We start from the raw sequence: 24,707 nt of genomic DNA, 5'->3' as shown, positions 1-24,707 counted from the left end.
AAGATAAAAAGAAATGAAAATCATAAAACTTCTTACAATTACAGCCTTATTATGGATCTATTTCCCTTCTTCTGTACATGCGCAAAATAATACAGGTATTGATTTTCTAACTGACGGCAACGGATTTGTAAAGTACGAAACTAGAGCTGATGAAATAGAAAAAACTTATACCTTCACCCTATTTGGAGATGGTACATTTAGTACTTTAAAAAATCCTGGACATATATTTACACCAAATAATACAGGCTATACTACAGAAACATATTTTGCTCTTGCTTATGATCCAAATTTGCCACCAAAACAAATAATACAAGTTCCTCCGTTTTCTGCTAATGGAACTCCAAATCCAACATCGTTTGTAAATCCAACGATACAGATGACAAATGATATACATTTAATGACAAGTTGGGCTACTGCTTACGATTATGAGAACTATTATATTATCGCATTTACAAACACAACTTCTCAATCTCCAATTGAGGGTTGTATAGAATTCTATTATAGTGATGAAGAAATTGATGTCAACTTTTCAGACATAAAAGAATACAATAATTGGGTTACCAATAAAACTCCCATGCATATTAATGGTCCAAATCACAAAATATCTTGGCAATTTACCGGATTACAATTCAACGAAATACGCTATGTATACATACCTGCAGTTACTAAAACTGCAATTGGTGAAAAATTAAATCTCAGAGTAAAATATATTATTGACTGTAAAGAACGAGGAAAAACTACTGAATTAGACTACCAGTTTTTAACACGCAGATATCCACATGATCCTAATTTTAAAATTGTCAATAAAGAATGTATACAACCAGGAATATCTGAAAAACAAGAGTTAATTTATACTATAGGTTTTTTTAATGACGGAGAATATTTTGCTCAAGATGTATATGTAAAAGATCAATTTATAAACACACTAGATGAAAATAGCATTCGGTTAATTGATTATGAAGTAGAACCATCTTGGTATGAAGATAACGGAGTTGCGCATTTTAATTTTTTTGGTATCAACCTACCTGGAACCGATCAAACAATTCCACATATGTATACCTATGATGATGCTTCAACGTATTTTTCTTTTAAAGTATGCACTAGTACAAATTTGACAGATTGTATAAAGAATACTGCAAGTATTGTATTTGACACACAACCTATTTTTTACACTAACACATCTAAAATTTGCGCGTATGGAGATTGCTCAGATTATGATATTTGTTCAATAGACAATTCACAACGAAATCAAACAGAAACAGCAACACAATTCATAAAGCCAGAAGATACTACCGAAAAAATAGAATTTACAGCTTTTCCAAATCCTGCAACGAATGTATTAAACATCAACATAAATTTTAATACACAAGAAAACTCAGATTTCACGATAGAATTAATCGATTTCTCAGGAAGAATTCTCAAAGAATTTAATCAACAAAAACAGAATTCTTCCATTTTCACCAAAACAATTGACGTAAAAAATCTTTCAAACGGTTTGTATTTTATAACTTTAAAAACCCATAAGGGAATTTACACAAAAAAAGTTATTAAAAATTGAGTTTATATTACAAACCAAAAAGTATAAAAAATATAATCATCTTGTGCATCACAGTTTTTTTAATACAAAAAACAAAAGCACAAATCGTACAAAACGATACAATTTTCGCTAAAAAACTACTCCAAAAAGTCGATGTTTTAGCTGAACAAAAAAAATATACCGAAGCCAATAAAGTAGCATTACAAGCAGTAACTATATTCCAAAAAGCTAAGAATTGGAATTTATGGTACAAAGCTTATAATGCTATTTTTTATAATGGTTATTATTCTAAAAATTACGAAACAAGTATTAAATTAATTCAAAAAGGATTACAAGAACTTCCAGCAACAAAAACACTAATTCATGGAAAAATGTTTTATCTGTTAGGTTTTAGTACTGAAAGTATTGGAGATCTTTCTGGTGCTTTAACCTACTATAAAAAAAGTTTTTCTCATTTAAAAAAAGCACAGCATCCTGATCTTCAATGGATAAATCGTATTCAAGGAAATATCGGTTCTATATACACACAACAAGGTGATTACAAGAAAGCACAAGAATATGCTAAAATAGGAATTGTAAACGCAACACTCGTAAATGACAGCCATGCCATTTGGAAAAACACCAAAGCTTTAGGTACTGCTTATTTTCATGCTGGAGAATTTAAAAAAGCACAGAAAACTTACAAAAAAGCACAACAATTAAAAGATGATAAAGATGGTACTTATGAACTCTATGAAGCTGAAATTTTATTTGAATTAGAAAAATATCAGGAAGCGTTGAACATTTTAAAAAAAGCAATTCGTTTAATTAATATTTGTAAAAATAATGCTTCGAGAAATCAATCGCTATGCAAATACAATTTTAACCAAGCAACGATTCTAAGAGGTAAAATTTATTTAGCGTTAAATCAGTCACAGCAAGCATTAACGCAATTTCAAAAAACCATGTCCAAAGTTAAATCTCTAAACAATTCAAGAGGTATTGGGCAATTATATATACATATAGGTGATGCTTTATTTGAACAAAAAAAATATGATAAAGCCTTAACAAATTATCAAAACGCGCTTCAAACATTTATTCCAAGTTTTAAAGAGAATGATCCAAGCAAAAATCCTTCAAAAGACTTGTGGACACTTGAAATATGGCTCATGGAAATCTTTAGAAATAAAGGTAATTGTTATTTCAATAAATACCAGAAATCTAAAAATAAAGATTGGTTACGCATAGCTGCTAAGAATTACGAATTTGCTGTAGAAATAAGTGAAAAGGTACGTTTAAACTTCTCCGAGACAAAATCTAAGGTCATTTTAGGTTCGTACACGAATGAATTTTATGAAGAAGTGATTAAAGTAAAATTAGCTTTATACAATCTCACCAAAGAAGAAAGTTATCAAAAAGAAGCATTTCAAATTTCACAACGCGCCAATGCATTTGTACTCCGTGAATTGATGAATGAACAGCAAGCATTAAAAGTTGCCAACATTCCAAAAGATACAATCGATTTATTTCAAGAATATAAAAAAACCATTGCAGTTATTAACCGAAAGGTAGAAAATTCAATTGATGCAGAGGCTTCGCAAAAGCAATTAATCAATGTAAAAGAAGATTTCCAAAATTTTAAAAATAGTATTTCTAAAAAGTATCCAAAATTCAATCAACTTCGCAACGATTTAGAAGGTGTTTCGATAACTGAATTACAAAAAAACATACAGGAAAACACCGTATTTATAAAATACTTTCTCGGCGCCAAAACACTGTATATTTTCTCTATATCTAACCAACATTTTTATGTTGATCAAATTGAATTGCCTAGAAACTTTCGCAATCAAATTTCACAATACAGACAATCATTAAGTGATATTGAATTCATAAACAATACGCCAGACATTGCAGAAAAACAGTATTTACAAACAGCGAACTCTTTGTACAATCTGCTCTTAAAAACACCTTTGCAGCACACTAAAAACAAAGACCTCAAAGAAATAACTATTGTTCCCGATGGTGTGTTACATACAATTCCGTTTCAAGCATTACTCATTCAAAAAAGTGATTCGTGGACAACGCTAGACAATACGGTGATAAAAAAATACGCAATTGGCTATCAGTATTTTTGTAAAATGATGCAAAATAAAACGGTTTCCATTGCTGCAAAAGAAACGTTTAAATCATTTGGTTTAGAATTAGATGAATATACGTTAAACCATCTAAAAACACTAACTCAAGATAGCATTAGCAATGCAACAATCAATACAAACTTACGAGGTGATTTAGTATCAAAATTGACATTTTCAGATGATGAAGCCTTACAACTTGCAGAACTTATGCAGGGAAAATCATGGGTTAATTCGGCAGCAACAAAAGCGAATTTCATCAATCATGCAAAAAACGTTTCTTCTATTCACTTAGCTACACATTCGCTAGTAAACACGCAAAACCCAAATTTTTCATCATTAATCTTTACCAAAACACAAGATACGATCAACAACCTTTTGCGCTTGGATGAAATTTACAATCACAATTTTAATTCAGATATGATTACCTTGAGTGCTTGCAATACCGGATTTGGGAAATATCAAAAAGGAGAAGGTTTACAAAGTTTGGCACGTGCGTTCAACTTTGCCAAAATACCAAGTGTTACAGCGACATTGTGGAGTATTCCCGATGCATCTTCAGCAAAAATCATGAAACTGTATTACACCTATTTACAACAAGGACATACCAAAAACAGCGCTTTGCAAAAAGCACAAATTGAATACTTTCAAAATGATGAAATAAGCAGTCCCGCTTCTCGCCTACCATTTTATTGGGCTGCGTGGACGCATATTGGTGACAACAACAATATACACTTTGAGTCAGAGAATCATCTTTTTTATTTTGTACTTGTGCTACTAATAATTTTAGTACTATCAGATGTATTTGTTTGGTTCAGAATATCTTGACGCACTTTTACCTTCATAATTTCTATCAAAGCAATCGATATAATACAAGCTACGGAGATCAATGCAAAAGCTGTAACTGCAGTTGCATACTGAGCAATTGAACTATCCCTACTACCTACATCCACTATTGAAAAATAATAAACACTGATAATTGACACTATTGAAATAATGAACAATACAAACTGAACATTGGTTAATCTTGATACGTTTTGTGACATAATTATATTTATACGATTAGTTATTTTTTTTATCAGATTTATGAATCTCAATCCAAATAATACCTATAATACAAGTCACACTAATAGCTCCAAAAGTAATGATAGCAACTGTATTTTGAGCTGAAACATCTAAATATTGACCCGCATCTGAATATTTAAATGGGTCTTTTGATGAATAATAAAAAGTTTTCCTAATTCCAACAATAAGAAGTATGCTTAATAAAAGCTGTAAAATGTTTAATGATGTTAAATTTCGTAACATATTTTTTTTGGATTATATATTGATTGGCTATGTCAGATATATTTTTTTAGGTTTAAAGAATCGTGCTGCAATTTTACCTTTGTAATCTGAATCCAAACAATAGAAATAATGCAAGACATAGCTATAAAGCCATAAGCAATGATAGCGCCTGTATATCTTTCTGTGATAAGATTCTGCTGTATAAAAGCATACTGATTATATTCTGTTGAATAAACCTTAGTAGTAGGTCTGTTATCATACGATTTCTCTAATGAAAAATTAGAAGCTTCTATACTAACCTTCATTATATTAAAACCAGCTATTAGTAACATGATAACTAAAGCAACTTGTAGAAAATTCAGTGTTGTTACATTTTGTGACATAAGATTTTTTTAAGTTGATAAATAGTAGCTACATCAACGACATATCTGGGAGAGATTTTATAAAGATAGTTTTTTAGTTCAATAAAAAAACTAAAGCTCGTAAAAAATCTCAATCATTCAAAAGGAGTACTCACGAGTTCAAATAGCTTGTTCACTCCTTTCTACATGCCTACGTCCAAAAAAATTGTACCTTTATATAAAATGATATTTTAATGAAAAAAGTACTCTTTCTAATTGCTTGTGCAGGAATCATCGTCTATTCATGTGCAAGTCAAGAAAAAACAATCACCCAAAAAAAAGACGATATCCAAAAAGTATCTGATACCATTCGGATAGCTAGTGATGAAGTAGAATACGAAATCACTATCATTGAACCTGGTTTTGGTGCTTGGCTTCAAAGTTACGCACGACCTAGAGAATACTATTCACAACAATTCTTAGAAAATAAGAATATTATTTATGTGACAGAATGGAATCAACGTGTCATAAATCCTTCGCGTTTCGACAGCAGTTTGTATGAGTTACAAATCAATTACAGATCTAATGTCGATTATGGGTATGAGGTAAACTACCAACTGTATTATTATTTTGTATTCTTTCAACAAAGATACAAACAACAGTTAGCAGCTTTTCCTGCTCGGATATAATGTAGAAGTTATGTATATTTGCTCCGCAAAAAAATACAAATGACTTCATTCAAAGAACGTTGGGAAATTAAACACAACTGGCAACTAATCTTTCCTTTTTTAGGAATCCTTTCGTTAATTTATTCGGCATATCTTATTTCAAAAAATATCATTCGTTCTTTTATTGATCGTCAAGAATATAAAATACTCTATTATGCGCTCGTCGCTGTAGGTGTTATATTCTTGTTTTTCATCATGTTACGTTTCTTTCTGTGGTGTTTTAAAAAACTAGAGGGCAAGTGGATTACTAATTATCGTTGGGAAATCATTGCTATATTTTTGGTATTTGCCTTAACGGGAACAAGCTCAGTGCGAATTGCAAAACCTTTATTGGAAATGGTTGGATTCACTAAAACGATTTTCCCAGAAGGTTTTTTTGGTGGATTTTTATATTGGATGATTCGAATCATTATCATTCTACCAATCTATCAAATACTATTGATTGTTTTCGGAACACTTCTAGGGCAATTCAAATTTTTCTGGGCATTTGAAAAGAAAATGCTCAAACGCATGCATATCATAAAGTAAATTCAAAACTAATCATCTACAAATCGTATACTAGTAAATTAATTTGTAATAACTTTTCAAAACACCAATAAAGTAACTCACAATCCCGATAAAGCCTATCAACTTTGTTATAATTTACGAATTCTACGAGCACATATTTTTTTTACACTAAAGCTTTTACTACTTTTGTTAAACTTTCATCGAACTTTACAACGATGAAGATGCACATGAAAACAGTATCTAACATAAAAGAAATACTTATAGCTTCATTGTTACTCGTAACATTGATGTTTCCTTCTGGTATACAATTTTCGCATCAACTTGAAGAAGATCATGAATATGTTACCTGTCATGAACAACAGGAACACATGCATGAAAGTAATGTGCATTGTGACTTGTGTAATTATCATTTTACGAATTTTTATTTCGAATTCACAAGTCTACCTGAACTGCAAGTATCTCCAATTATTTCAAAAACGACACTAGGCTCTACAACGCCTTTGTGTTACAACTTACCGCTTACAAATAAGCAACTTCGTGCACCACCTATATTTTCTTGAGAAATTTAAATACATCAATTTATTTTAATTAAAGAATATACATGCGAACATATTTATATATGTTAATGCTATGTAGTGCTATGGTTATGCAAAGTCAAAATTGCACCTATACACTATCTGGTAAAATCATAGATTTACATGACAACTCTGTACTTCCAGGTGCCACACTAATTATAGCGGGACTAGAAAAAGTAGCTGAATCTGATATTAATGGAATGTATACGTTTTCGAACCTTTGTGAAGGAACGTACACTATACAAATAGCACATCCTAATTGTGAAACGCAAGCTTTTAAAGTGAAAGTTTCTAGTAATACGAAACGAAATTTCAAACTAGAACATCACTTAGAAGAGCTAAATGCTATTACGTTACAAGCTTCTATTTACGGAAGTAAAACAAAGACAACCTTTGAACAAAAAGTAACAGAAAAGCAATTAGATCGGTTTACAAATGCTTCCTTAGGAGATATCTTAAATACCTTAAGTGGTGTTTCGTCTCTCAATACAGGAAATGCAGTAGTAAAACCTATCATTAATGGAGTTCATAGTAGCCGTGTGGTTGTAATGAACAATGGTGTTCGAATGGAAGATCAAGAATGGGGAGCAGAACATGCACCGAGTATTGATGTCAATTCTATTGGAAATATCACATTAATAAAAGGTGCTGGCGCGCTAAAATATAGTGGTGACGCTGTTGGCGGAATCATTGTAACAGAAGCAGCTAAAATTCCAGTAAAAGATACTATATACGGAAAAACGCATGTAACGGCTGCAACCAATGGTCGTGGAGGATCAATTACCTCAACACTCACCAAAAGTTATATAAATGGTTGGTACGGTTCTGTTCAAGGAAGTCTTAAGCGATTTGGCGATTATGAAGCGCCAGATTATATATTAAGTAATACAGGCATCTTTGAACGAAGCATTACTGCACGAATTGGACTCAATCGTTTTGACTATGGTGTAGAAGCCTATTATTCTTTCTTTAAAAATGAAATCGGCATTTTGCGTGCATCACATATTGGTGGTGCTAGCGATCAGGTGCGTTCCATCAATAGTGGTATTCCGCTAATTATTAGAGATTTTACATATGATATCGACGCTCCAAAACAAGATGTAACACATCATTTGTTTAAAGTACGTGGATTCAAAAACTTTAAAAATTTAGGGAAAGTAACGCTCCAATACGACTTTCAACAAAACGAACGTCTCGAATTCGATGTTCGTAGAAGCAGTGATGATGACGATAGAGCATCTTTGGATTTAGCATTAAACTCACAAACAATACGTTTGGATTTAGATACAAACAATACCGATCTTTTGAATCTGAAAACTGGGATCATGGCACAATATCAAAAAAATGTGGCTGACCCAAATACAGGTGTGCGAAGATTAATTCCCGATTATGAGCGATTCAATTTCGGAATTTACGGTGTTGCTGATTTTTCAATAACGGACAACTTTTTGGTCGAAGTTGGTGGTCGATTTGATTATTTTAATATTGACGCCCAAAAGTTTTATAAAAGTTCTTTCTGGGAAGATCGAAACTACGATGTACTATTTCCTGAAATCGTAGTCGAAGTATTTGGTAATCAAATATTGACAAACCCGAAATTGGACTATTCAAACGTGTCTGCAACCTTGGGTACACGCTATACATTCAATGATGACTATAAATTATTCGCTAACTATTCATTGGCTTCGCGCGCTCCGAATCCATCAGAATTATTTAGTGAAGGACTGCATCATTCTGCATCTCGAATCGAATTAGGAGATTTACGTTTTAACTCGGAAATTGCACACAAAGTGTCGGTTACCTTGCAAAAACAAGGAAATACATTTGGCTTCTCAGTGAATCCTTATATCAACTTTATCAATGATTTTATGATTATTGAGCCCACAGAAATTCAACAAACTATTCGTGGAAATTTCCAAGTTTGGGAATACAGACAAACCAATGCAACACTCGTAGGTGTTGATGTTGATGCGTCGCTCACGTTTAACGAAAACTGGAATTTCTATCATCAATTTTCATTGGTAAAAGGCTATGACGAAACACGAGACTTGCCATTAATAGATATGCCGCCCGTAAATACAACAAACGGATTGGTATATCAAAATGAGGAATTAAAAAACTTACGAGTTGAATTACAAAGTGAATATACATTTAGACAAAATGAATTCCCAGATAACAACTTTGAAGCCTTTATTCCTGAAACAAGTACACTAGAATTGGTAGATGTAAGTACGCCACCTGATGCGTATCATTTACTGCATTTACACACAAATGCTGATTTTTCATTGAGCAAAAATTCAACACTCAATATAGGACTATCAGTAACTAATATTTTCGATACAAACTATCGAAATTACTTAAATCGTTTGCGCTATTACGCCGATGATTTGGGTAGAAACTTTTCAATAAATCTAAAAATTACGTATTAAAAAAAACAAATAATGAAAAATATTAAATATTCAATTTTAGCCTTAGCAACTATTACAGGAACACTTTTTACATCATGTTCAAGTGATGATGATGCAGCGCCAGTAGTTGTAAATGAAGAAGAAGTTATTACAACAGTTACCGTTACCTTAGCGCCTATAACTGGCGAAACAATTACGTTAACTTCTCGCGATTTGGATGGCGATGGACCAGATTCTCCTGTACTAACAGTTTCTGGAAATTTAGCGGCTAATACAACATACAATGGAAGTGTTGTTTTATTAAATGAAACGGAATCTCCTGCTGAAAACATTACTACAGAAGTAGAAGAAGAAGATGATGAACACCAATTTTTCTATACAGTTGGCGGAGGTTTAAACGTAACTACCGATGGCTTTAATTTAGATGGAAACGGTAATATTTTAGGAACTACATTCATGCTTACAACTGGTGCAGCAAGCACAGGTACATACACAGTAACCTTACGTCATGAGCCAACAAAACCAAACACAGGATTGGGAGACGCTGGTGGAGAAACAGATGTTTCTGCAACATTTACAAATGTGACAATTCAATAGTTGTTTGTTGATAGTTGCTCATTGTTAGTAGCTTTTCATCAACTATATTACAAATTATAAAAAAGCCAATATGCTATAAATAGTATACTGGCTTTTTTGTTGCTATTACTTATTAGAAGTGAGTTCTAAGTTAAAAAACGCTAAAACAGCAATAAGTTATACTCAACATAAGTTTATTAGCAAACATCTCGCCAATTTGTTGTATAAATACAAATTCCCGAACAACAAATAGAAGGTATCGTATTGGTTGCATTACAATCGTGACTATCAATACATGGACCGCCAAAACCTTCTCCAACAGTTCCAATTCCACCAATTACTTTTTGACTTTTCTTAGTTAAAGCTTCTGCTCCTTTTAAGTTTAAAATGCTTTTTAACATGATTTTCATATTTTAATGGTTAATAATCTATGAATGTAGTGACTACATTTTCAAAAAACAGTAGGAACACAGTAACAACTGTACGGTTTTTCTTTAAAATTCGTTTTCATAAAAGATAAAGTCAAAACAATAGAAATTTTATACCTTGTATACACATTAAAACACCGTATATGAAAAGCATTACCTATTGTATTCTCATTTCCCTCCTACTTTATAATTGCACACCAAAACAGCAACAAAAAACGTTGCATGATAAAATACAAGGTTCTTGGATTGAAATTAACGCTGATTCAATTCTTCAGGATTCTGATAACATTCCGCCTCCTTTCAAAATTCCGTTTGGAATTACGTTTCAAAAGAGTTCTGTCGATTTTTTTAGGCAATTCAATAAATATGAACGTGATACAATAACTGGAAAACATAGTTATAGCACTTTCGTGGGATTTGTTCCGTATCAATTAAAAGCTGATAGTCTATTTATACAGCATCCGTTGAAGAACGATCTTGTGTTTAAGGGTACAATAGATGCTTCTAATAAAGATACGCTCGTTTTAAAAAGAATTGACAGCACGTATCTTACGCTTGTACCATTACCAAAAAAGGAAAAAGATTCGCTTCACTTTGATCAAGTTGTGCTGTCACGTTCGGGTTGTTTTGGAACCTGTCCTATCATGAATATTTCTATCCATCGAAACGGATCAGTTGTATTTTATGGAGAAAAGCATACAGACCTTATCGGACTATATAAAACAAAGCTTTCACCAGAATTCACTAACTATTTATTTAAAAAGCTGGAAGACATCCAAATTTCAAAAGTAGCTACGTCATATAGTGTAGGTCATACAGATGATGAAACTGTTTTTTCAACATTTATAAAAAATGGTAAAATTGTAAAATCTATTAGCGACTATGGACAAGCAGGCACAAAAGAATTATTATGGGCGTACAAAGCAACCTTAAACCTATACAAGCAATTATCACTTACCTCAATTCCTATTCATAAAGAAACACCAAAACTGAATAATATTTATTTTGACAAAGGCGCAAAACGATTGTTACTAGGGAAATCGGAAACCTTTCTATTATGGTTAGCTATTCAAAATGCTACGATTACACCAGCTAATTTTGAAAAGGAATATACTTTCCCTGGAGGTTATTATGAAACAAACTTAAAAAAAATAGAATCCAACGGACAACTGTATAAAGTCTATCTAAAAAATGGGCACATTACTACGTATGACATTGGGTATAACTTTATAGAACAAAACTTTACAGAAAAAGATTTTAAGGAATTGAAAGAAATAAAATGGTAACTATTTTACATTTAAAATTTCAAAAACCTCTTTTCCTGCTAATAAAATGGCGGCATTTGTTTCTATATCTACTTTTTTAAATTGATCATTCTCTAAAAGCTTTTCTTGGAATTTTTTCCAAGTTTCTATTACTGTATCGGAATGTTTTATGTCAACCAATCCATCATTAATTCCTGCTGCAAGACTATAAATCATAAGCGCTTCGTTTCTAAATGTACGTGTAAATGGTTCTGAATCAAATTCATTTATCAACACACCATTTACTTCTAGAATAAACTCCTTTTTAAGCAGTTCTATTTCAGTGATATTTTCTTTAAAATTTCGAATAGTATACATCCAAGAAGCTACTGGGAAATAAAGTGTTTTAAAAGAAAAATCCTTTGGTGTTAACATTTCTATTTTCTGAAGCGCAGCACGATCATTTTTTGTATTGTGTGACCAAATCAAACTAAACAAATTTACTTCGTCTTCATCCGAATCTTCACTTTCCTCCTGTTGGTATTGCTGAATATTCAACAATTCATTTTTATAACGTGCTTCTTTGGTAATCTCATAAAAAGCTTCAATTCCAGCAAACATAACTCCGTAACGCCAATCGTTTTGCGCTAAAGTATGATCTGGATTTTCTAACAACTGTTCCGCAACTTGTCGTAATAAAGTAATTAGGCTTTCTTTTGTCAATTCCGCATTTAGCGTAGGCTTCAACAAATTCATTTTCACTGCTGTGTGATAACGGTCTTTAAAATCGAGCGGAATTCCTTTTCCACGTGTATCATGTGCGTAATAGATATACTTTGTATTCTGTAACCACAAAATCTGCAACGGATTTCCTTTTTTAGCATTACGAACTGCAAAAGGACGTACATTATCTTTGGTAGAGTTCTTAGTGATTTTCTTTACTTTCCACGATTTCCCTTTAGTATTGGTTGCCCACTGCTCTATTTCAAACACACTATCTCGCTTTACGGAAAGATAGACAGTATTTGGTGTTTCATGATCTATCACAATGCCGCCTGCATACTGTGGTTCGGATTCTTTTGTTCCTTTTCTTGTTTTTGGAAACCATCCGCCAGCATCAATCAAATCATAACTTTGCCATTGATTATTTGTGAACGTTGCATACGTGTACACATGTGTATTTTCGTCTGGAAACTTCGCATAGGTTACAATTGGATGTCCGTTTGCATCCTGCGCAATATCCCAATTCCATGATTTTATAGTATCAGATTCAAAAATTACATCCAGTTCCGATTGCAAAATTGGTAATTGTGATACATCTTTATTTTTTTCGCCATTGGCTTTGTAAAATGCACCATTTTCATAATATATATAGTACAATCCATTATTTTTCTCTTTCGTTGGATGTCCGTCTGTGAATGTAAAGTGTATTTTAGAAACACCATCAGAATATACTTTTGTATAAGGTGATTTTAAGTTCTTCAGCTCTTCTGGTTGAAATAAGATTTTTCCTTTTGACCATGTTGCTCCATTATCTGTAGAAACGGAATAGGAAGGTTTTAAATCGATTCCGCGCCAAAACAGATATATCTTGCCGTCTTCTTTAGAAAGTCGCACAGGGTTTGTGTAGGTATGTCTATTTACTTTCGCATCTGTATAAGTTGAACCATCATTTAAATACAATTCTCTAATTGGTGACCAATCGCTAATATCTTCTGGGTTTGTAGACGTCCGCATGAATAGAGGACGTTCGTCTTGTAAATGTGTATTAAAAAACACAAGCAGCTTTCCTTCAGCGTCAAACAAAATCGTGGGATTATCGTGATCGTCAATTTCTAAATTATCATAAATAATTGCAGTGCTTATTTGTTTTGTATCATGATCGTAAAAACCAATATGTACATCGCCATAGTTATCAATCCAACCTGCGTACGTTCGTTTGTGTTTCCCTTCATAATAGACAGCTCTTGGATCGGAAAACCAACTCCAAACACCATTAAACGTCATGGATTGATACTGCTCAGAAGAAACCGCTTTTGATTTCGTAAAACTATGTGTCGCTTCGTTTTGCGCAAGACCATTCGCGCCAAGCAAATACAAAAGAAAGAATAAATAGCGGAAAGGTTTCATTAGTACAAACCTAGTGAATATTAATTAATCGTTCTAATTCACGTTAATTAGAAACTATCTACTCTGTTTATGTCTTCATTTTGATTCTAAAATAGATTTCTATAAATTTAAAAAATGGAAATAACTTTACTCACAAAAGAAAATAACCTCCTCAAAAAAGGCATTGCGTACATTTGGAAACAATGGGGAAGCGATACAAATTTTGACTTTTACAGAGATTGTATTGAAAACTCCGTTTCAGACGACAATGCATTACCAAAATTTTATGTAGCGTTAGAAAATGATGAAATTATCGCTTGTTATGCGTTATTAATCAACGACATTATTAGCAGACAAGATATATTTCCTTGGTTTGCCTGCTTGTTTGTAGATGAAAACTATAGAAATCAAGGAATTGCCAAAAAGTTGATGGATCATGCGTTGAACGAATGTAAAAAGAAAGGATTTGAAACTGCTTACCTTTCTACAGATTTAGAGAATTTTTACGAAAAAGCTGGATGGAGTTACTACGCAGAAGGATACAATGTTTTTGGAGAAGGTTTTAAAATTTATTCTAAGAAAACACATTAATTTGCAATAGTGTTTTTTGTTTCCCTAACTTCATAAAGCGTTTTCTTTAACCTACGCATCAATTCACACATTTCTTCTTCAGTATATGAAGCAAAACCAATTCGTATACAATTGTGTCCAAGATTCGCACTATCATATCGTTGCCAAGCTCCTATTTCTAATTTATGCTTTTTAGCGATTTCAGATACCGTTGACCATGTGTATTTTGAATCTAATTTTGCCCAAACTGCCATGCCGCCTTTTGGAATTTCAAACTCAATAAAATCATCCAATTCTTCTTTTAAAAGTGTACAAAACAAATCGCGTCGTTGTTTGTAAATCTTCATCACTTTACGAATATGTCTGTCTAAATCGCCTGATTTTATAAAATCTGCAAACGTTAATTCTAACAATGCATCTCCTTGCCTATCTACAAAACCTCTCAATTTAGCGGCTTCATCCACAAATTCTTTGGAAGCTATTAAATATCCAATCCTATAAACTGGAGCAACCGTTTTACAAACCGAACCTATGTAAATTACATTTCCGTTTACATCATGACTAGCCAAAGGCAAAATTGGCGCATGATTGTAATTGAAATCATAATCGTAATCGTCTTCAATAATTGCAAAATTATACTGTCGCGCAAGGTTTAAAAGATGAATTCTTCTCTTCGCAGAAAGCGTTACTGTCGTCGGATGATGATGATGCGAGGTTACATATACAGCTTTAATTTGTTGTTGTTTGCATAACTTTTCAATCTCATCAGTTACAATTCCATCTTTATCAACTAAAACACGTTTCAATGTTGCTTGTTGATTTAAAAAAGTAGCATCTGCCGATCCGTAATTGGTATTCCCAACCACAATAATATCTTCTTTTGTAAGCAATAATTGCGATGACAACCAAATTCCCATTTGACTACCGCGTGTAATCAACACATTCTCTTTGGTAATGTGCAAACCTCTAGTAGAATTTAAATAATCGACTAAAACTTCGCGCAATGTATTGTTTCCATACGTAGTACCATACGACAAATGATCAAAGACATTTTTTTTAGCAGAAACTCTTCTGTAGGTTCTTGCAATATCGTCTAATGGCGTTAGTCTTCCATCTGAAACTCCATCGTCCAAATACATAAAACCTTCCTTTTTATCTCCTGGCTTATCTGGCAGAATAGAATTTTTATAAAAGGAAAATCCTGTTGTTTTTTTAAAATCAGAAGTCACGGAATCGTTTAATTTTTGCTGATCGAGTTCTGGCAAATTTTGGTGTACAAAAGTTCCCTTTTTCGGAATACTTTCTACCCAACCTTGTAACAGTAATTCTTCATAACAAGCTACCACTGTTTTCCGATGTACTTGAAGTTGTTCTGCTAAAGTTCGACTACCAGGAAGTTTGGTATTTGGCAGTATATGCTGATTTTTAATGAATTGTATAATTTGATTGGACAATTGCAGGTACAATGGCTGATTGCACTTTCTATCAAATTTAATACTGGTTTTGTATGGAAACATCTGGACTACTAATTATATTGATTCTGGATGATTATAACAGTCCATAAATATAGTATTTTTGAATTATAAAAGCAGTTAAAATGACTAAATCAGACTTAAACCCTTCAGAATTTGATGCATACTACACAAGATATATTGACAAACTATCTAACGAAACCGAACTAAGAAAAGGTTTTGAAACTGGAAAACAGCATGTAATTAATTTCTTTGAATCAATTCCAGAAGATAAATTAACCTTTCGGTATCAACCAAATAAATGGAGTATTAAAGAAGTATTCCAACATTTAATAGACACCGAACGTATTTTTATGTATCGCTGTTTTAGAATTGCAAGACATGATGCTACTGCCCTAGCTGGATATGATCAGAATGTATATGTTGATCCATCCAAAGCAAATGACAAATCAATTGAAAGTTTACTGAATGAATTTACGATCAATAGAAACAATTCAATTTCAATACTCAATAGCTTAACCGATGAAGATTTATCATTTATAGGAAATTCAAATGGCGGTGTTATGTCTGCCAGAGCTGCCGCATTTACAATTATAGGACATGATATATGGCATATGGAAGTGATTACAAATAAATACTTATAGCATGTTAGAAATAAGACCTACTTGCGAGCATTGTAATAAAGCGTTACCAAACACGTCTACAGAAGCTATGATTTGTTCTTTTGAATGTACATATTGTAAAGAATGTGCACTGGAAATCTTTGAAAATGTGTGTCCAAGTTGTTCAGGGAATTTTGTAGCACGTCCTATTCGACCAAAAAAACTAATTGAGAACTATCCGGCTTCAGCCAAACCAATTTTTAAACCAAAAGACTTAGAAAAGGCTAGAATAAATTCAAATACATTTAAAAACATTTCTCCAGAAAAAAGATAGAAAATGATTAAAATAAGAATTGCAACTGAAGCAGATACAGAAGTTTTAGCACTTTTAGGAAGACTAACATGGGCTGAATCTCATGGTCATTATATAGATGATAAAAATGATCTATTAAAATACCTAGACAAGAACTTTTCAATCTCTCAAACGAAACAAGACATAAACAATCCCAAGCAACTCTTCTATATTATTTATGTAGACGATTTCCCTGCTGGTTATGCAAAATTAATCCTAAATGCTACAACCGAAAGTGTCACCTCAGAAAACAATTGTCGATTAGAACGAATTTTCATCCTAAATGATTTTATACCCTTAAAAATTGGACAACAATTGCTAACTTTTGTTGAAACGAAAGCGAAAGAATTACAATTAGATACGATGTGGCTTACTGTTTATATAAAAAACAACAGAGCTATTAGATTCTATGAAAAAAATGAGTTTAAAAATGTTGGTGAATTAAATTTTATAGTCAGTGGAACTTCCTATGAAAATACAGTATTCTCAAAAAAATTATAAGTATGCAAGAATATTCAAAATCAAAAATGAACAGAGTTAAACGTGGACAAAATAGAGCTACGTATGATGTTTCAACAATCAACACCATTTTAGATGCTGGTTTTATTGGCTATGTGAGTTATATATACGAAGACCAAGCAATTACGTTACCAATGGGCTACGGAAGAAGAGACAATAAAATTTACTTGCATGGTTCGCAAGCAAATAGAATGTTACTTGCTTTGATAGAAGCTAAAAAAATGAGCATGACTGTAATGCATTTGGATGCGTTGGTTTTAGCGCGTTCAGGTTTGCATCATTCTGTCAATTATCGTTCGGCAACTTTATTTGGTGCTGTCAGAAAAATTGAAGATTCAAAAGAAAAAGATGCAGCACTACTTGATTATATGGAACACATGATGAAAGGTCGTTGGGACGGAATTAGACCAATGCACAAAGAGGAGTTAGATAGAACACTAGTTGTAGAAATGACGATTGAAACCGCTTCTGCTAAAATTAGAGATGTTGGTGTTGGAGATGAACCAGAAGATTACGATTTAGATGTTTGGGCAGGTTTGGTGCCTATAAAGCAAATTGCCGAATATCCAATTTCGGATGAAGGTTTACCTCAAAAAATGGAAATTCCGAAGCATGTGTTAGATTATTATGAGGAAAATAAGGCTTGATTTGAAATATAATTTATATAATAGTTATTTTTAGCGTTATCTACAAGCACTAAAATTACAATAGATATTAAATAACCTACTAATTAATGACACTCACAGAAGTTATTTCATCTTTATCAAAAAAAACAGTCGAGGAAAAGATAGTATTTAATGAACTATTACTTTCTAATATGACTGTTATGAACAGAGCCATTTGGGATGATCCAGACACAACAGATAAAACGAAGCTTGAATGTTTAAAATGGTCAAATGAATTGGCGCATAGAATTTGGAATTTATTATTTGAACTCAAACAAAAAGAAGATGATGATTCTGGAGGTAGATTAGCAGAAAATATCAATTTTTATCGAAAACAATCTGACGAATTTTCTGGACATTTAGGCGCCACAATAAATAGTACTATTAAACGATTTAATTATCTAAAAGAAAATAAAGAGTAAAAACTGATTATAATACCATACGAAGCACAATGAAAAAGAATGGAATGCTAGTTGCCTTGATAGACGAATACAAAAGAGCTACAATACCACTAAAGCAAATTTTAGCTGAAACTCCACAAGATTTGTTTGAGAAGATAACAGATACAAACACGACCGATCCAGATTGCAAATCAATACAAAGTATCACCTTTCATTTGGTTCAATCTGGATATACGTATTCGAATTATATCAATTCTATCAGTGATCGCAAATGGTTTGAATATAACGAACCTATAGAAACACCAAAAAAAGGAATTGAAGAAATTGACAAAATGCTGGCGTACGCAGAAGCTTCTTTTGACGGACTATGGAGTAAAACAAACCAAGAAATTGAAACTTGGAAATTTGAAACAAGATGGAATGTAACCTACGATTTTGAGCAATTAATGGAGCACGCAATTGTACATATTTTAAGACATAGAAGACAAATAGAAAATGTGATTAAAAGGAATTCGTAATTCACCTAAATTTATGTTTACACCATTTACACGAATTTTATTAATTATTGGAGGAATAGCTATGGCTATTTACCTTTATACTAAAAGTGAATATATAGCTATGGCTATGTCATTGTTCTCTGCTTTATTATTTATTTATGGATATTACAAATATGGAACCGTTTACATCGCATTTCAAGAATTAAAGAAAGGAAAATTTGATAAAGTTGAAAAACTAGTTTCTAAAATTAAAAATCCAGCTACTTTAAGTAAAGGTCAAAAAAGTTATTATCACTTCATACAAGGCGCTATTACAGCTAACAATAATGAATGGGAAAAGAGTTATACAGAATTCTCCAAAGCTTTAAACATTGGTTTAAGAACAAAAAACGATACTTCGATAGTTTTACTCAATTTAGCTAATATCGAATTTGAACGAAAGAATTTTGAACAAGCGAAAGAGTTTATCAGAAAAGTTCGAGAATTTGATTTAAAACCAACTGTAGAATTAGACGTAAACAAACTAGAAAAAGAAATTAATGCAGTTCAATCATAATACATTAACTACTGACGAATTAGAAAATAGAAATCTCAGCGTATGTTTTAGTTTATTATGAGCAAAATAAAGTTAGATTGTAATCGATAAATATTTGTTAAACTGATTTCACTATTTTGTTTTTAGCAGCTATTCTTATAGTTTTAGAAATACAGAATTCTGTATATATACTTTCACTACTAAAATAAAGAGCATGAAAAAGGTATTCGTTATCATAGGATTAATGACATTATTTTATCCTAAATCTGCTACAAAAACATTACCTATTCCTGTGAAAGCCATATTCGAATCCATTACAGATATTTCTGAAATCAAGGTTCTCGGTTATGTGAATGATTCTGTGATGACGTATGTTGATTTTAAAAAACAAGATACACTCAAATTGGATTGTAAATGGAAGAAATATAGTGAAGACTTCTTCAACACAATGAAAGATAGAAATCCAAATTACAATTCTTGGGAAGGAACATTTCCAAAAATAGGAGAAACAGTTACGATGCTTACCTATAAGTATGACCACAATAGAATTCTATTTGCAAGAAAGAGTGAGAACTTTTATAGATTCTGGGATCCATTTTCAATTCCTCATGCCAATTCAGTATTCTTTATCCCTAAAGAAGGAATGTACAAACCGACAGAAGTATGCAAAGGCACTTATGAAACAGATACCGAATTTCATTGCTCCGACGGCTTCTTGATTGACGCTTCGGAATTTGAAAAAGTAAAGAGGATAACTGATATTTATAAATACATCAACTTCCAAAAATCTCCAAATCCATAAGAGGAAACAGCAGTGTATCATTTTGATTTTAATCAAGATTTATAACTTTAGAAGCATACAGAATTCTATATATAATAGTAACATCAATTAAATGAAAAAGATATTCCTGATCGTATTAATACTAAGTATTACCGCTTGTTCTAGTGATTTTCGACAAGAATACGCAACATATCAAGACTTTAGTGAATCAGTAACTCAACGAAACAAATCGTGGTTTTTCGATTCTATTGGTCATGATGCTTATAATTTAAAAAGTGTCTCTAGTATAGGAGAACCGCTTTTTTGTTTTTCTGTATTTCAATATAAAGACACAAATTACTACAAATCAATTCTGAATAGCAATGAATATGTTCTAAGCACGAAATTAGAGTTTATCGAAATGCTTAAAAAACATTTGAATAAAAAACCTAAATGGTTTATAAATGAAAATTCTATTCAGGTTAACAATCTATTTTTTTACAAAAAAGGCAGATGGTATATTGCTAATGATTATGAAAATAAAATTATATATTCTGTCTTATCGAATTAAATAAAACAGTATTAAGACACAAAAGAAACTATCTTAAACAAGTCAATTTCCAAAAATCTCCGAATCCATAAGAGAAAATGGCAACGCGCCATTTTGTAGAATTTTAGTGTGAAAAGCTAACCAAGGGAATTCTTTTTCTTTGGGAAGAGTTGCTTCTAATTGTGCTTTCCATTGTAATATTTGATTTGCACCATATTTATACGTAATTACTTGTGCAGGCCAACGTTTCATACGTGCTATTTCTCGTTGTGCAATATCATCTTGTCCTTTGATATGCTGTTGCCAGAATTTCAATGCTTTTTCATCGCTCCAATCGTAGTAATTTAAACCAACATCCATTGCCACACGAACCGAACGTATAATGTCCCATTCCCACTTTCCTAGTTCGTCATATTTGGTTTTGTAAGCATTAAAATAGTTTCCTAATTCTTCTACATACGCTGCCCAACCTTCACGATATCCATTATATGAAAACAAATTTCTAATTGCCGATTTTTCTAATGTTTCCTCAAATTTTATTTGATAATGATGTCCTGGAACTGCTTCGTGCATGTAAATCCAAGCGATTTGTCGTTTGTTAAAAGGCGTATCAAAAAAGTTGTAATAAAATGTACTTCTTATTTCATTATAATATGCTGGTACTTGCGCGTATGCTCTGTTTTTTCCACGTTCAATATATACATCTGGAAGTTCTGCTACTTTAGGAAAAGCACCAACTAGCTTTGGTAAAATCTCTTTTTTAAAGTTTTCAAAACTTTTTTGAATCGTTGCTTCATCATTGTAAAAAAAGTGATCGCTGTTAATGTGTTTTTGATATTCTAAACTATCTAAACCAGAAGCGGTTTCAATAGCCTTCATCGCAGTTTTTGCACGATTGATTTCAGACAATCCAAATTGAAACAACTCATCAGGTGTTACAGAAGCATCCACCCATTTTTTAAGGAAATACGCATACCATTCTTTTCCCATGGGAACGTTTTGCAAACCTGCATCTGAAATTCTTTTTGGTTTAATGGCTAACCATTTTCTTTCAAGCGAAATACGTTCTAAGTGTAAATTTATTTCATACGAAACTAACGCATAATCCAATTGTTCTTCGCGAGAAAGCGTTTCTTTATCAATGGATTCCAATAGGTTTTTATATATCCGAAACATGTTTCCTTGTTTCGTGACGTTACGTTCGCTTTGAATGAGTTCTAAATTGTCTACATAGTAAATCTGCAAATCTGCAATATGCAAACGCCTAAAGTCCTTTACAAAAGCGGTTTCAAAGGAATTCCAAGTCGAAAACGATTTCTGTCCAAAGGAAAATGTACTCCATAAAAAGAATACTAGTAATATGTGTGTATAGACTTTCAAATAGAACTATTTTAAGATAAACTTGAACTAATTAGTTTTAAAAACTCTGTTCGTGTTTCTATATTTTTAAATGCGCCTCTAAATCCTGAAGTTGTGGTCACAGAATTTTGTTTTTGTACGCCACGCATCATCATACACATGTGCGATGCTTCAATCACTACAGCAACTCCTTTTGGTTTCAGTGTATCATTAATGCATTCTAAAATATCGTGCGTTAAGCGTTCTTGCACTTGTAATCTTCTCGAAAACACATCTACAATACGTGGCAATTTGCTCAATCCTACAATATGACCATTTGGAATATAAGCAATATGAGCTTTTCCAAAAAATGGCAAAATATGATGTTCACACAACGAATACAATTCAATATCTTTTACAATCACCATGTCGTCATAATCTTCCGCAAACATCGCACCTTTCAAAATTTCTGCAGGATCCATATCATATCCTTGCGTTAAAAACTGCATGGCTTTTGCAGCACGTTCGGGTGTTTTTAATAGACCTTCACGCTGTGTATCTTCTCCAAGTTCCTCAATGATAGTCTTGTAGCGATCTTTCACTTCATTGGTCACTTGCATGTTGTATTCTTCTAATTTCTTATAAGGCATTGTTTTCTAATTTCATTTTCAGTGTTGTTAAAGATACTCAAAAAAAGTACATAAAAAACCTAGTTAAACTCCCATAAATGTTAACATATTCATAATCAGATTTAACTTTTTTTTAGGAAAAATAAGCAACGTATCCAACTAGTTTTGTGAAGTCTTACTGTAACAATCAAAATTTCCCTGACTCATTAAGGCATCATCAATCAAAAAATCAAAAAAATAATGAGCCGATTACTAATATTCGCGCTACTCTTTTCTTTTACAGTAGAATGTATTGCTCAAGATAGTATCCCAAAAAAAACATATCACATAAAACGAACCGAAACACCACCAAAAATTGATGGAGTTTTGGACGATGACGTTTGGAAAAATGCTGATATAGCTACCGATTTTATCCAGTTTCGTCCAGATATTGGAAATGCATTGCCAGAACATCAAAAAACAATTGTAAAAATGACCTACGATGATGAAGCTATTTACATCGCTGCATATTTACATGACAAACCCGAAAATATCATGCGTCAATTTACGAGTCGTGATAATTTTGGAATCAATGATTTTTTCCTGATCGCAATCAATCCAAATAATGATGGACAAAACGATACAAATTTTGTGGTTTTCCCTAATGGAAATCAAGCAGATGCAATTGCAAATCCAAGTGTAGGTGAAGATTTTAGTTGGAATGCTGTTTGGGAAAATGCGGTAACAATGACTGATGATGGTTGGATAGCCGAAATTAAGATTCCGTATCGCGCACTTCGTTTTACCAATCAAAAAGAACCAACTTGGGGAATTCAATTTCATAGACAATTTCGAAAAACTAGAAAACAATATACATGGAATGCATTTGATCCAACAAAAGGATATATTGGCTTGTATGCTGGTGAATTGAAAGGATTACAAGATATTAAACCGCCAACACGCTTAATTTTTTATCCGTTTGCTTCTACTGTATTTCGTACTAGAGATGGAGAAACTACCGATGAATATAATTTTGGAATGGATGTAAAGTATGGAATTACTGAAAATTTCACACTTGATGCAACTTTAGTTCCTGATTTCAGTCAAGCTGGATTTGACAATTTGCAGTTAAACCTAGGTCCTTTTGAACAAACATTTTCCGAACAACGACAGTTTTTTACCGAAGGTGTCGATTTGTTTAATAAAGGAAATTTATTCTTTTCACGTCGTATTGGAAACTCTCCATCTAGAAGTGTTGAAACCGCAGACAATGAAGAAGTCGTAGATTCGCCTAGCGAAGTAAAATTAATCAATGCTGTAAAAGTTTCTGGTCGTACAAAAAACGGATTGGGAATTGGTTTCTTTAATGCTGTGACAGAAAAAACAAAAGCTACTGTTAGAAATAATGATACGGGAGAATTCCGCGAAGAAGTTGTAGAACCGTTGACCAATTATAATATTATGGTGGTCGATCAACAATTCAATAAAAATTCATCCATTAGTTTAATTAATACCAATGTAACTAGAGACGGAAGCGGTTTTAGAGACGCCAATGTAACTGCAATTGTAGCAGATCTTGTAAATAAAAAGAATACGGTAAGTATTGATGCTCAGCTAAAAATGAGCAATAGAAACTTAACTACTGGAATCGAAACAGGTTTAAGTTCGTTCTTTGCCATTCGTAAAATCAGTGGAAAATTTAGATACAGCTTTGATCACCGTTTTGCAAATACAAAATATGACATTAACGACTTAGGATTGAACTTTCGAAACAACTTTAATAACTTCGGACTTGATGCTTCGTATCAAATATTTGAACCAACAAAAAAACTAAATAACTTTAGAGTAAATACTTGGATAAACTACCGTCGTTTGTACGATCCAAATGCTTATGTAGGTACTGATTTTGGTGTGAATATGTTTGCGGTTGCTAAAAAGAGTTTGATGGCTTTCGGTGGAAATGTAAGTTTTGCACCTGGAAGACAGT

General features: G+C 32.4%; 26 protein-coding genes. 19 read left to right on the top strand and 7 right to left on the bottom strand.

The genetic code is table 11. From position 1 onward, the window contains the following. Positions 1-13 precede the first annotated feature (13 nt). Both ACRBBL_RS01690 and ACRBBL_RS01685 read left to right on the top strand, forming a co-directional pair. Complete coding sequence (locus ACRBBL_RS01690; protein ID WP_431367300.1) at positions 14-1,558, top strand: T9SS type A sorting domain-containing protein; 1,545 nt, start codon at positions 14-16, stop codon at positions 1,556-1,558. Positions 1,559-1,599: 41 nt separating this feature from the next. Beyond that, on the top strand, positions 1,600-4,476 hold the full coding sequence (locus ACRBBL_RS01685) for a CHAT domain-containing protein (protein WP_431367299.1): 2,877 nt from the start codon (positions 1,600-1,602) through the stop codon (positions 4,474-4,476). Positions 4,477-4,710: 234 nt separating this feature from the next. On the opposite strand, the gene ACRBBL_RS01680 is transcribed toward ACRBBL_RS01685, so the two are convergent. Both ACRBBL_RS01680 and ACRBBL_RS01675 read right to left on the bottom strand, forming a co-directional pair. Further along, positions 4,711-4,956 (bottom strand): hypothetical protein, encoded by a 246-nt coding sequence (locus tag ACRBBL_RS01680; protein ID WP_431367298.1) that lies wholly within the window; start codon positions 4,954-4,956, stop codon positions 4,711-4,713. A 32-nt stretch (positions 4,957-4,988) separates the two neighbouring features. Continuing rightward, positions 4,989-5,318, bottom strand: a complete 330-nt coding sequence (locus tag ACRBBL_RS01675; protein WP_431367297.1) for a hypothetical protein — start codon at positions 5,316-5,318, stop codon at positions 4,989-4,991. Between the two features lie 212 nt (positions 5,319-5,530). Between ACRBBL_RS01675 and ACRBBL_RS01670 the strand changes: the two genes are divergently transcribed. The 5 genes from ACRBBL_RS01670 (at position 5,531) to ACRBBL_RS01650 (ending at position 10,091) form a co-directional block, all read left to right on the top strand. After that, the gene (locus tag ACRBBL_RS01670; RefSeq protein WP_431367296.1) at positions 5,531-5,965 is read left to right on the top strand and encodes a DUF6146 family protein; all 435 of its coding nucleotides are present in this window, start codon (positions 5,531-5,533) and stop codon (positions 5,963-5,965) included. Positions 5,966-6,004: 39 nt separating this feature from the next. Continuing rightward, positions 6,005-6,532, top strand: coding sequence for a DUF6787 family protein (locus tag ACRBBL_RS01665; protein ID WP_431367295.1), 528 nt, complete (start codon positions 6,005-6,007; stop codon positions 6,530-6,532). Between the two features lie 206 nt (positions 6,533-6,738). Further along, positions 6,739-7,071 (top strand): hypothetical protein, encoded by a 333-nt coding sequence (locus ACRBBL_RS01660; RefSeq protein WP_431367294.1) that lies wholly within the window; start codon positions 6,739-6,741, stop codon positions 7,069-7,071. Between the two features lie 41 nt (positions 7,072-7,112). Then, entirely contained in the window at positions 7,113-9,515 is a 2,403-nt protein-coding gene (locus tag ACRBBL_RS01655; RefSeq protein ID WP_431367293.1) for a TonB-dependent receptor, read from the top strand. Positions 9,516-9,527: 12 nt separating this feature from the next. After that, on the top strand, positions 9,528-10,091 hold the full coding sequence (locus ACRBBL_RS01650; RefSeq protein WP_431367292.1) for a type 1 periplasmic binding fold superfamily protein: 564 nt from the start codon (positions 9,528-9,530) through the stop codon (positions 10,089-10,091). A gap of 176 nt (positions 10,092-10,267) precedes the next feature. On the opposite strand, the gene ACRBBL_RS01645 is transcribed toward ACRBBL_RS01650, so the two are convergent. Further along, positions 10,268-10,471, bottom strand: coding sequence for a hypothetical protein (locus ACRBBL_RS01645; RefSeq protein WP_431367291.1), 204 nt, complete (start codon positions 10,469-10,471; stop codon positions 10,268-10,270). A 170-nt stretch (positions 10,472-10,641) separates the two neighbouring features. Here ACRBBL_RS01645 and ACRBBL_RS01640 point away from each other — a divergent pair, with 170 nt between their 5' ends. Then, positions 10,642-11,784: a DUF6438 domain-containing protein gene (locus ACRBBL_RS01640; RefSeq protein WP_431367290.1), complete on the top strand. Its 1,143-nt coding sequence runs from the start codon at positions 10,642-10,644 to the stop codon at positions 11,782-11,784. Here the strand turns inward: ACRBBL_RS01640 and ACRBBL_RS01635 are convergent, their stop codons facing one another. Next, positions 11,785-13,872 (bottom strand): BNR-4 repeat-containing protein, encoded by a 2,088-nt coding sequence (locus ACRBBL_RS01635; protein ID WP_431367289.1) that lies wholly within the window; start codon positions 13,870-13,872, stop codon positions 11,785-11,787. A gap of 114 nt (positions 13,873-13,986) precedes the next feature. On the opposite strand from ACRBBL_RS01635, the gene ACRBBL_RS01630 reads away from it, so the two are divergent. Further along, complete coding sequence (locus ACRBBL_RS01630) at positions 13,987-14,442, top strand: GNAT family N-acetyltransferase (protein WP_431367288.1); 456 nt, start codon at positions 13,987-13,989, stop codon at positions 14,440-14,442. Here the strand turns inward: ACRBBL_RS01630 and ACRBBL_RS01625 are convergent. Beyond that, positions 14,439-15,938: a PLP-dependent aminotransferase family protein gene (locus ACRBBL_RS01625; protein ID WP_431367287.1), complete on the bottom strand. Its 1,500-nt coding sequence runs from the start codon at positions 15,936-15,938 to the stop codon at positions 14,439-14,441. The two genes, ACRBBL_RS01630 and ACRBBL_RS01625, sit on opposite strands and share 4 nt — an antisense overlap. A gap of 80 nt (positions 15,939-16,018) precedes the next feature. Between ACRBBL_RS01625 and ACRBBL_RS01620 the strand changes: the two genes are divergently transcribed. The 9 genes from ACRBBL_RS01620 (at position 16,019) to ACRBBL_RS01580 (ending at position 20,795) form a co-directional block, all read left to right on the top strand. Continuing rightward, positions 16,019-16,537 (top strand): DinB family protein, encoded by a 519-nt coding sequence (locus tag ACRBBL_RS01620; RefSeq protein WP_431367286.1) that lies wholly within the window; start codon positions 16,019-16,021, stop codon positions 16,535-16,537. 1 nt (position 16,538) lies between these two features. Then, the gene (locus ACRBBL_RS01615; protein WP_431367285.1) at positions 16,539-16,829 is read left to right on the top strand and encodes a DUF1272 domain-containing protein; all 291 of its coding nucleotides are present in this window, start codon (positions 16,539-16,541) and stop codon (positions 16,827-16,829) included. Positions 16,830-16,832: 3 nt separating this feature from the next. Beyond that, positions 16,833-17,348, top strand: a complete 516-nt coding sequence (locus ACRBBL_RS01610) for a GNAT family N-acetyltransferase (protein ID WP_431367284.1) — start codon at positions 16,833-16,835, stop codon at positions 17,346-17,348. Positions 17,349-17,350: 2 nt separating this feature from the next. Beyond that, the gene (locus ACRBBL_RS01605) at positions 17,351-18,013 is read left to right on the top strand and encodes a pyridoxamine 5'-phosphate oxidase family protein (protein ID WP_431367283.1); all 663 of its coding nucleotides are present in this window, start codon (positions 17,351-17,353) and stop codon (positions 18,011-18,013) included. 86 nt (positions 18,014-18,099) lie between these two features. Beyond that, the gene (locus ACRBBL_RS01600) at positions 18,100-18,453 is read left to right on the top strand and encodes a hypothetical protein (RefSeq protein ID WP_431367282.1); all 354 of its coding nucleotides are present in this window, start codon (positions 18,100-18,102) and stop codon (positions 18,451-18,453) included. 29 nt (positions 18,454-18,482) lie between these two features. Beyond that, the gene (locus tag ACRBBL_RS01595; RefSeq protein WP_431367281.1) at positions 18,483-18,950 is read left to right on the top strand and encodes a DinB family protein; all 468 of its coding nucleotides are present in this window, start codon (positions 18,483-18,485) and stop codon (positions 18,948-18,950) included. A gap of 13 nt (positions 18,951-18,963) precedes the next feature. After that, positions 18,964-19,485, top strand: coding sequence for a hypothetical protein (locus tag ACRBBL_RS01590; protein WP_431367280.1), 522 nt, complete (start codon positions 18,964-18,966; stop codon positions 19,483-19,485). 193 nt (positions 19,486-19,678) lie between these two features. Beyond that, entirely contained in the window at positions 19,679-20,266 is a 588-nt protein-coding gene (locus ACRBBL_RS01585) for a hypothetical protein (RefSeq protein ID WP_431367279.1), read from the top strand. A gap of 91 nt (positions 20,267-20,357) precedes the next feature. After that, entirely contained in the window at positions 20,358-20,795 is a 438-nt protein-coding gene (locus tag ACRBBL_RS01580) for a hypothetical protein (protein ID WP_431367278.1), read from the top strand. Positions 20,796-20,837: 42 nt separating this feature from the next. On the opposite strand, the gene ACRBBL_RS01575 is transcribed toward ACRBBL_RS01580, so the two are convergent. Next, positions 20,838-22,154 (bottom strand): DUF885 family protein, encoded by a 1,317-nt coding sequence (locus ACRBBL_RS01575; RefSeq protein ID WP_431367277.1) that lies wholly within the window; start codon positions 22,152-22,154, stop codon positions 20,838-20,840. Positions 22,155-22,165: 11 nt separating this feature from the next. After that, positions 22,166-22,762: a GTP cyclohydrolase I FolE gene (gene folE / locus ACRBBL_RS01570; protein WP_431367276.1), complete on the bottom strand. Its 597-nt coding sequence runs from the start codon at positions 22,760-22,762 to the stop codon at positions 22,166-22,168. 219 nt (positions 22,763-22,981) lie between these two features. On the opposite strand from folE, the gene ACRBBL_RS01565 reads away from it, so the two are divergent. Then, positions 22,982-24,707: DUF5916 domain-containing protein (locus tag ACRBBL_RS01565; RefSeq protein ID WP_431367275.1), on the top strand; the 1,726-nt coding region annotated here is incomplete at its 3' end.

The sequence above is a fragment of the Kordia sp. genome (assembly GCF_050633145.1).
Lineage (GTDB): Bacteria > Bacteroidota > Bacteroidia > Flavobacteriales > Flavobacteriaceae > Kordia.
Note: the sequence above shows the minus strand (reverse complement) of the source record. Positions and strands in the feature narration are given on the sequence as shown.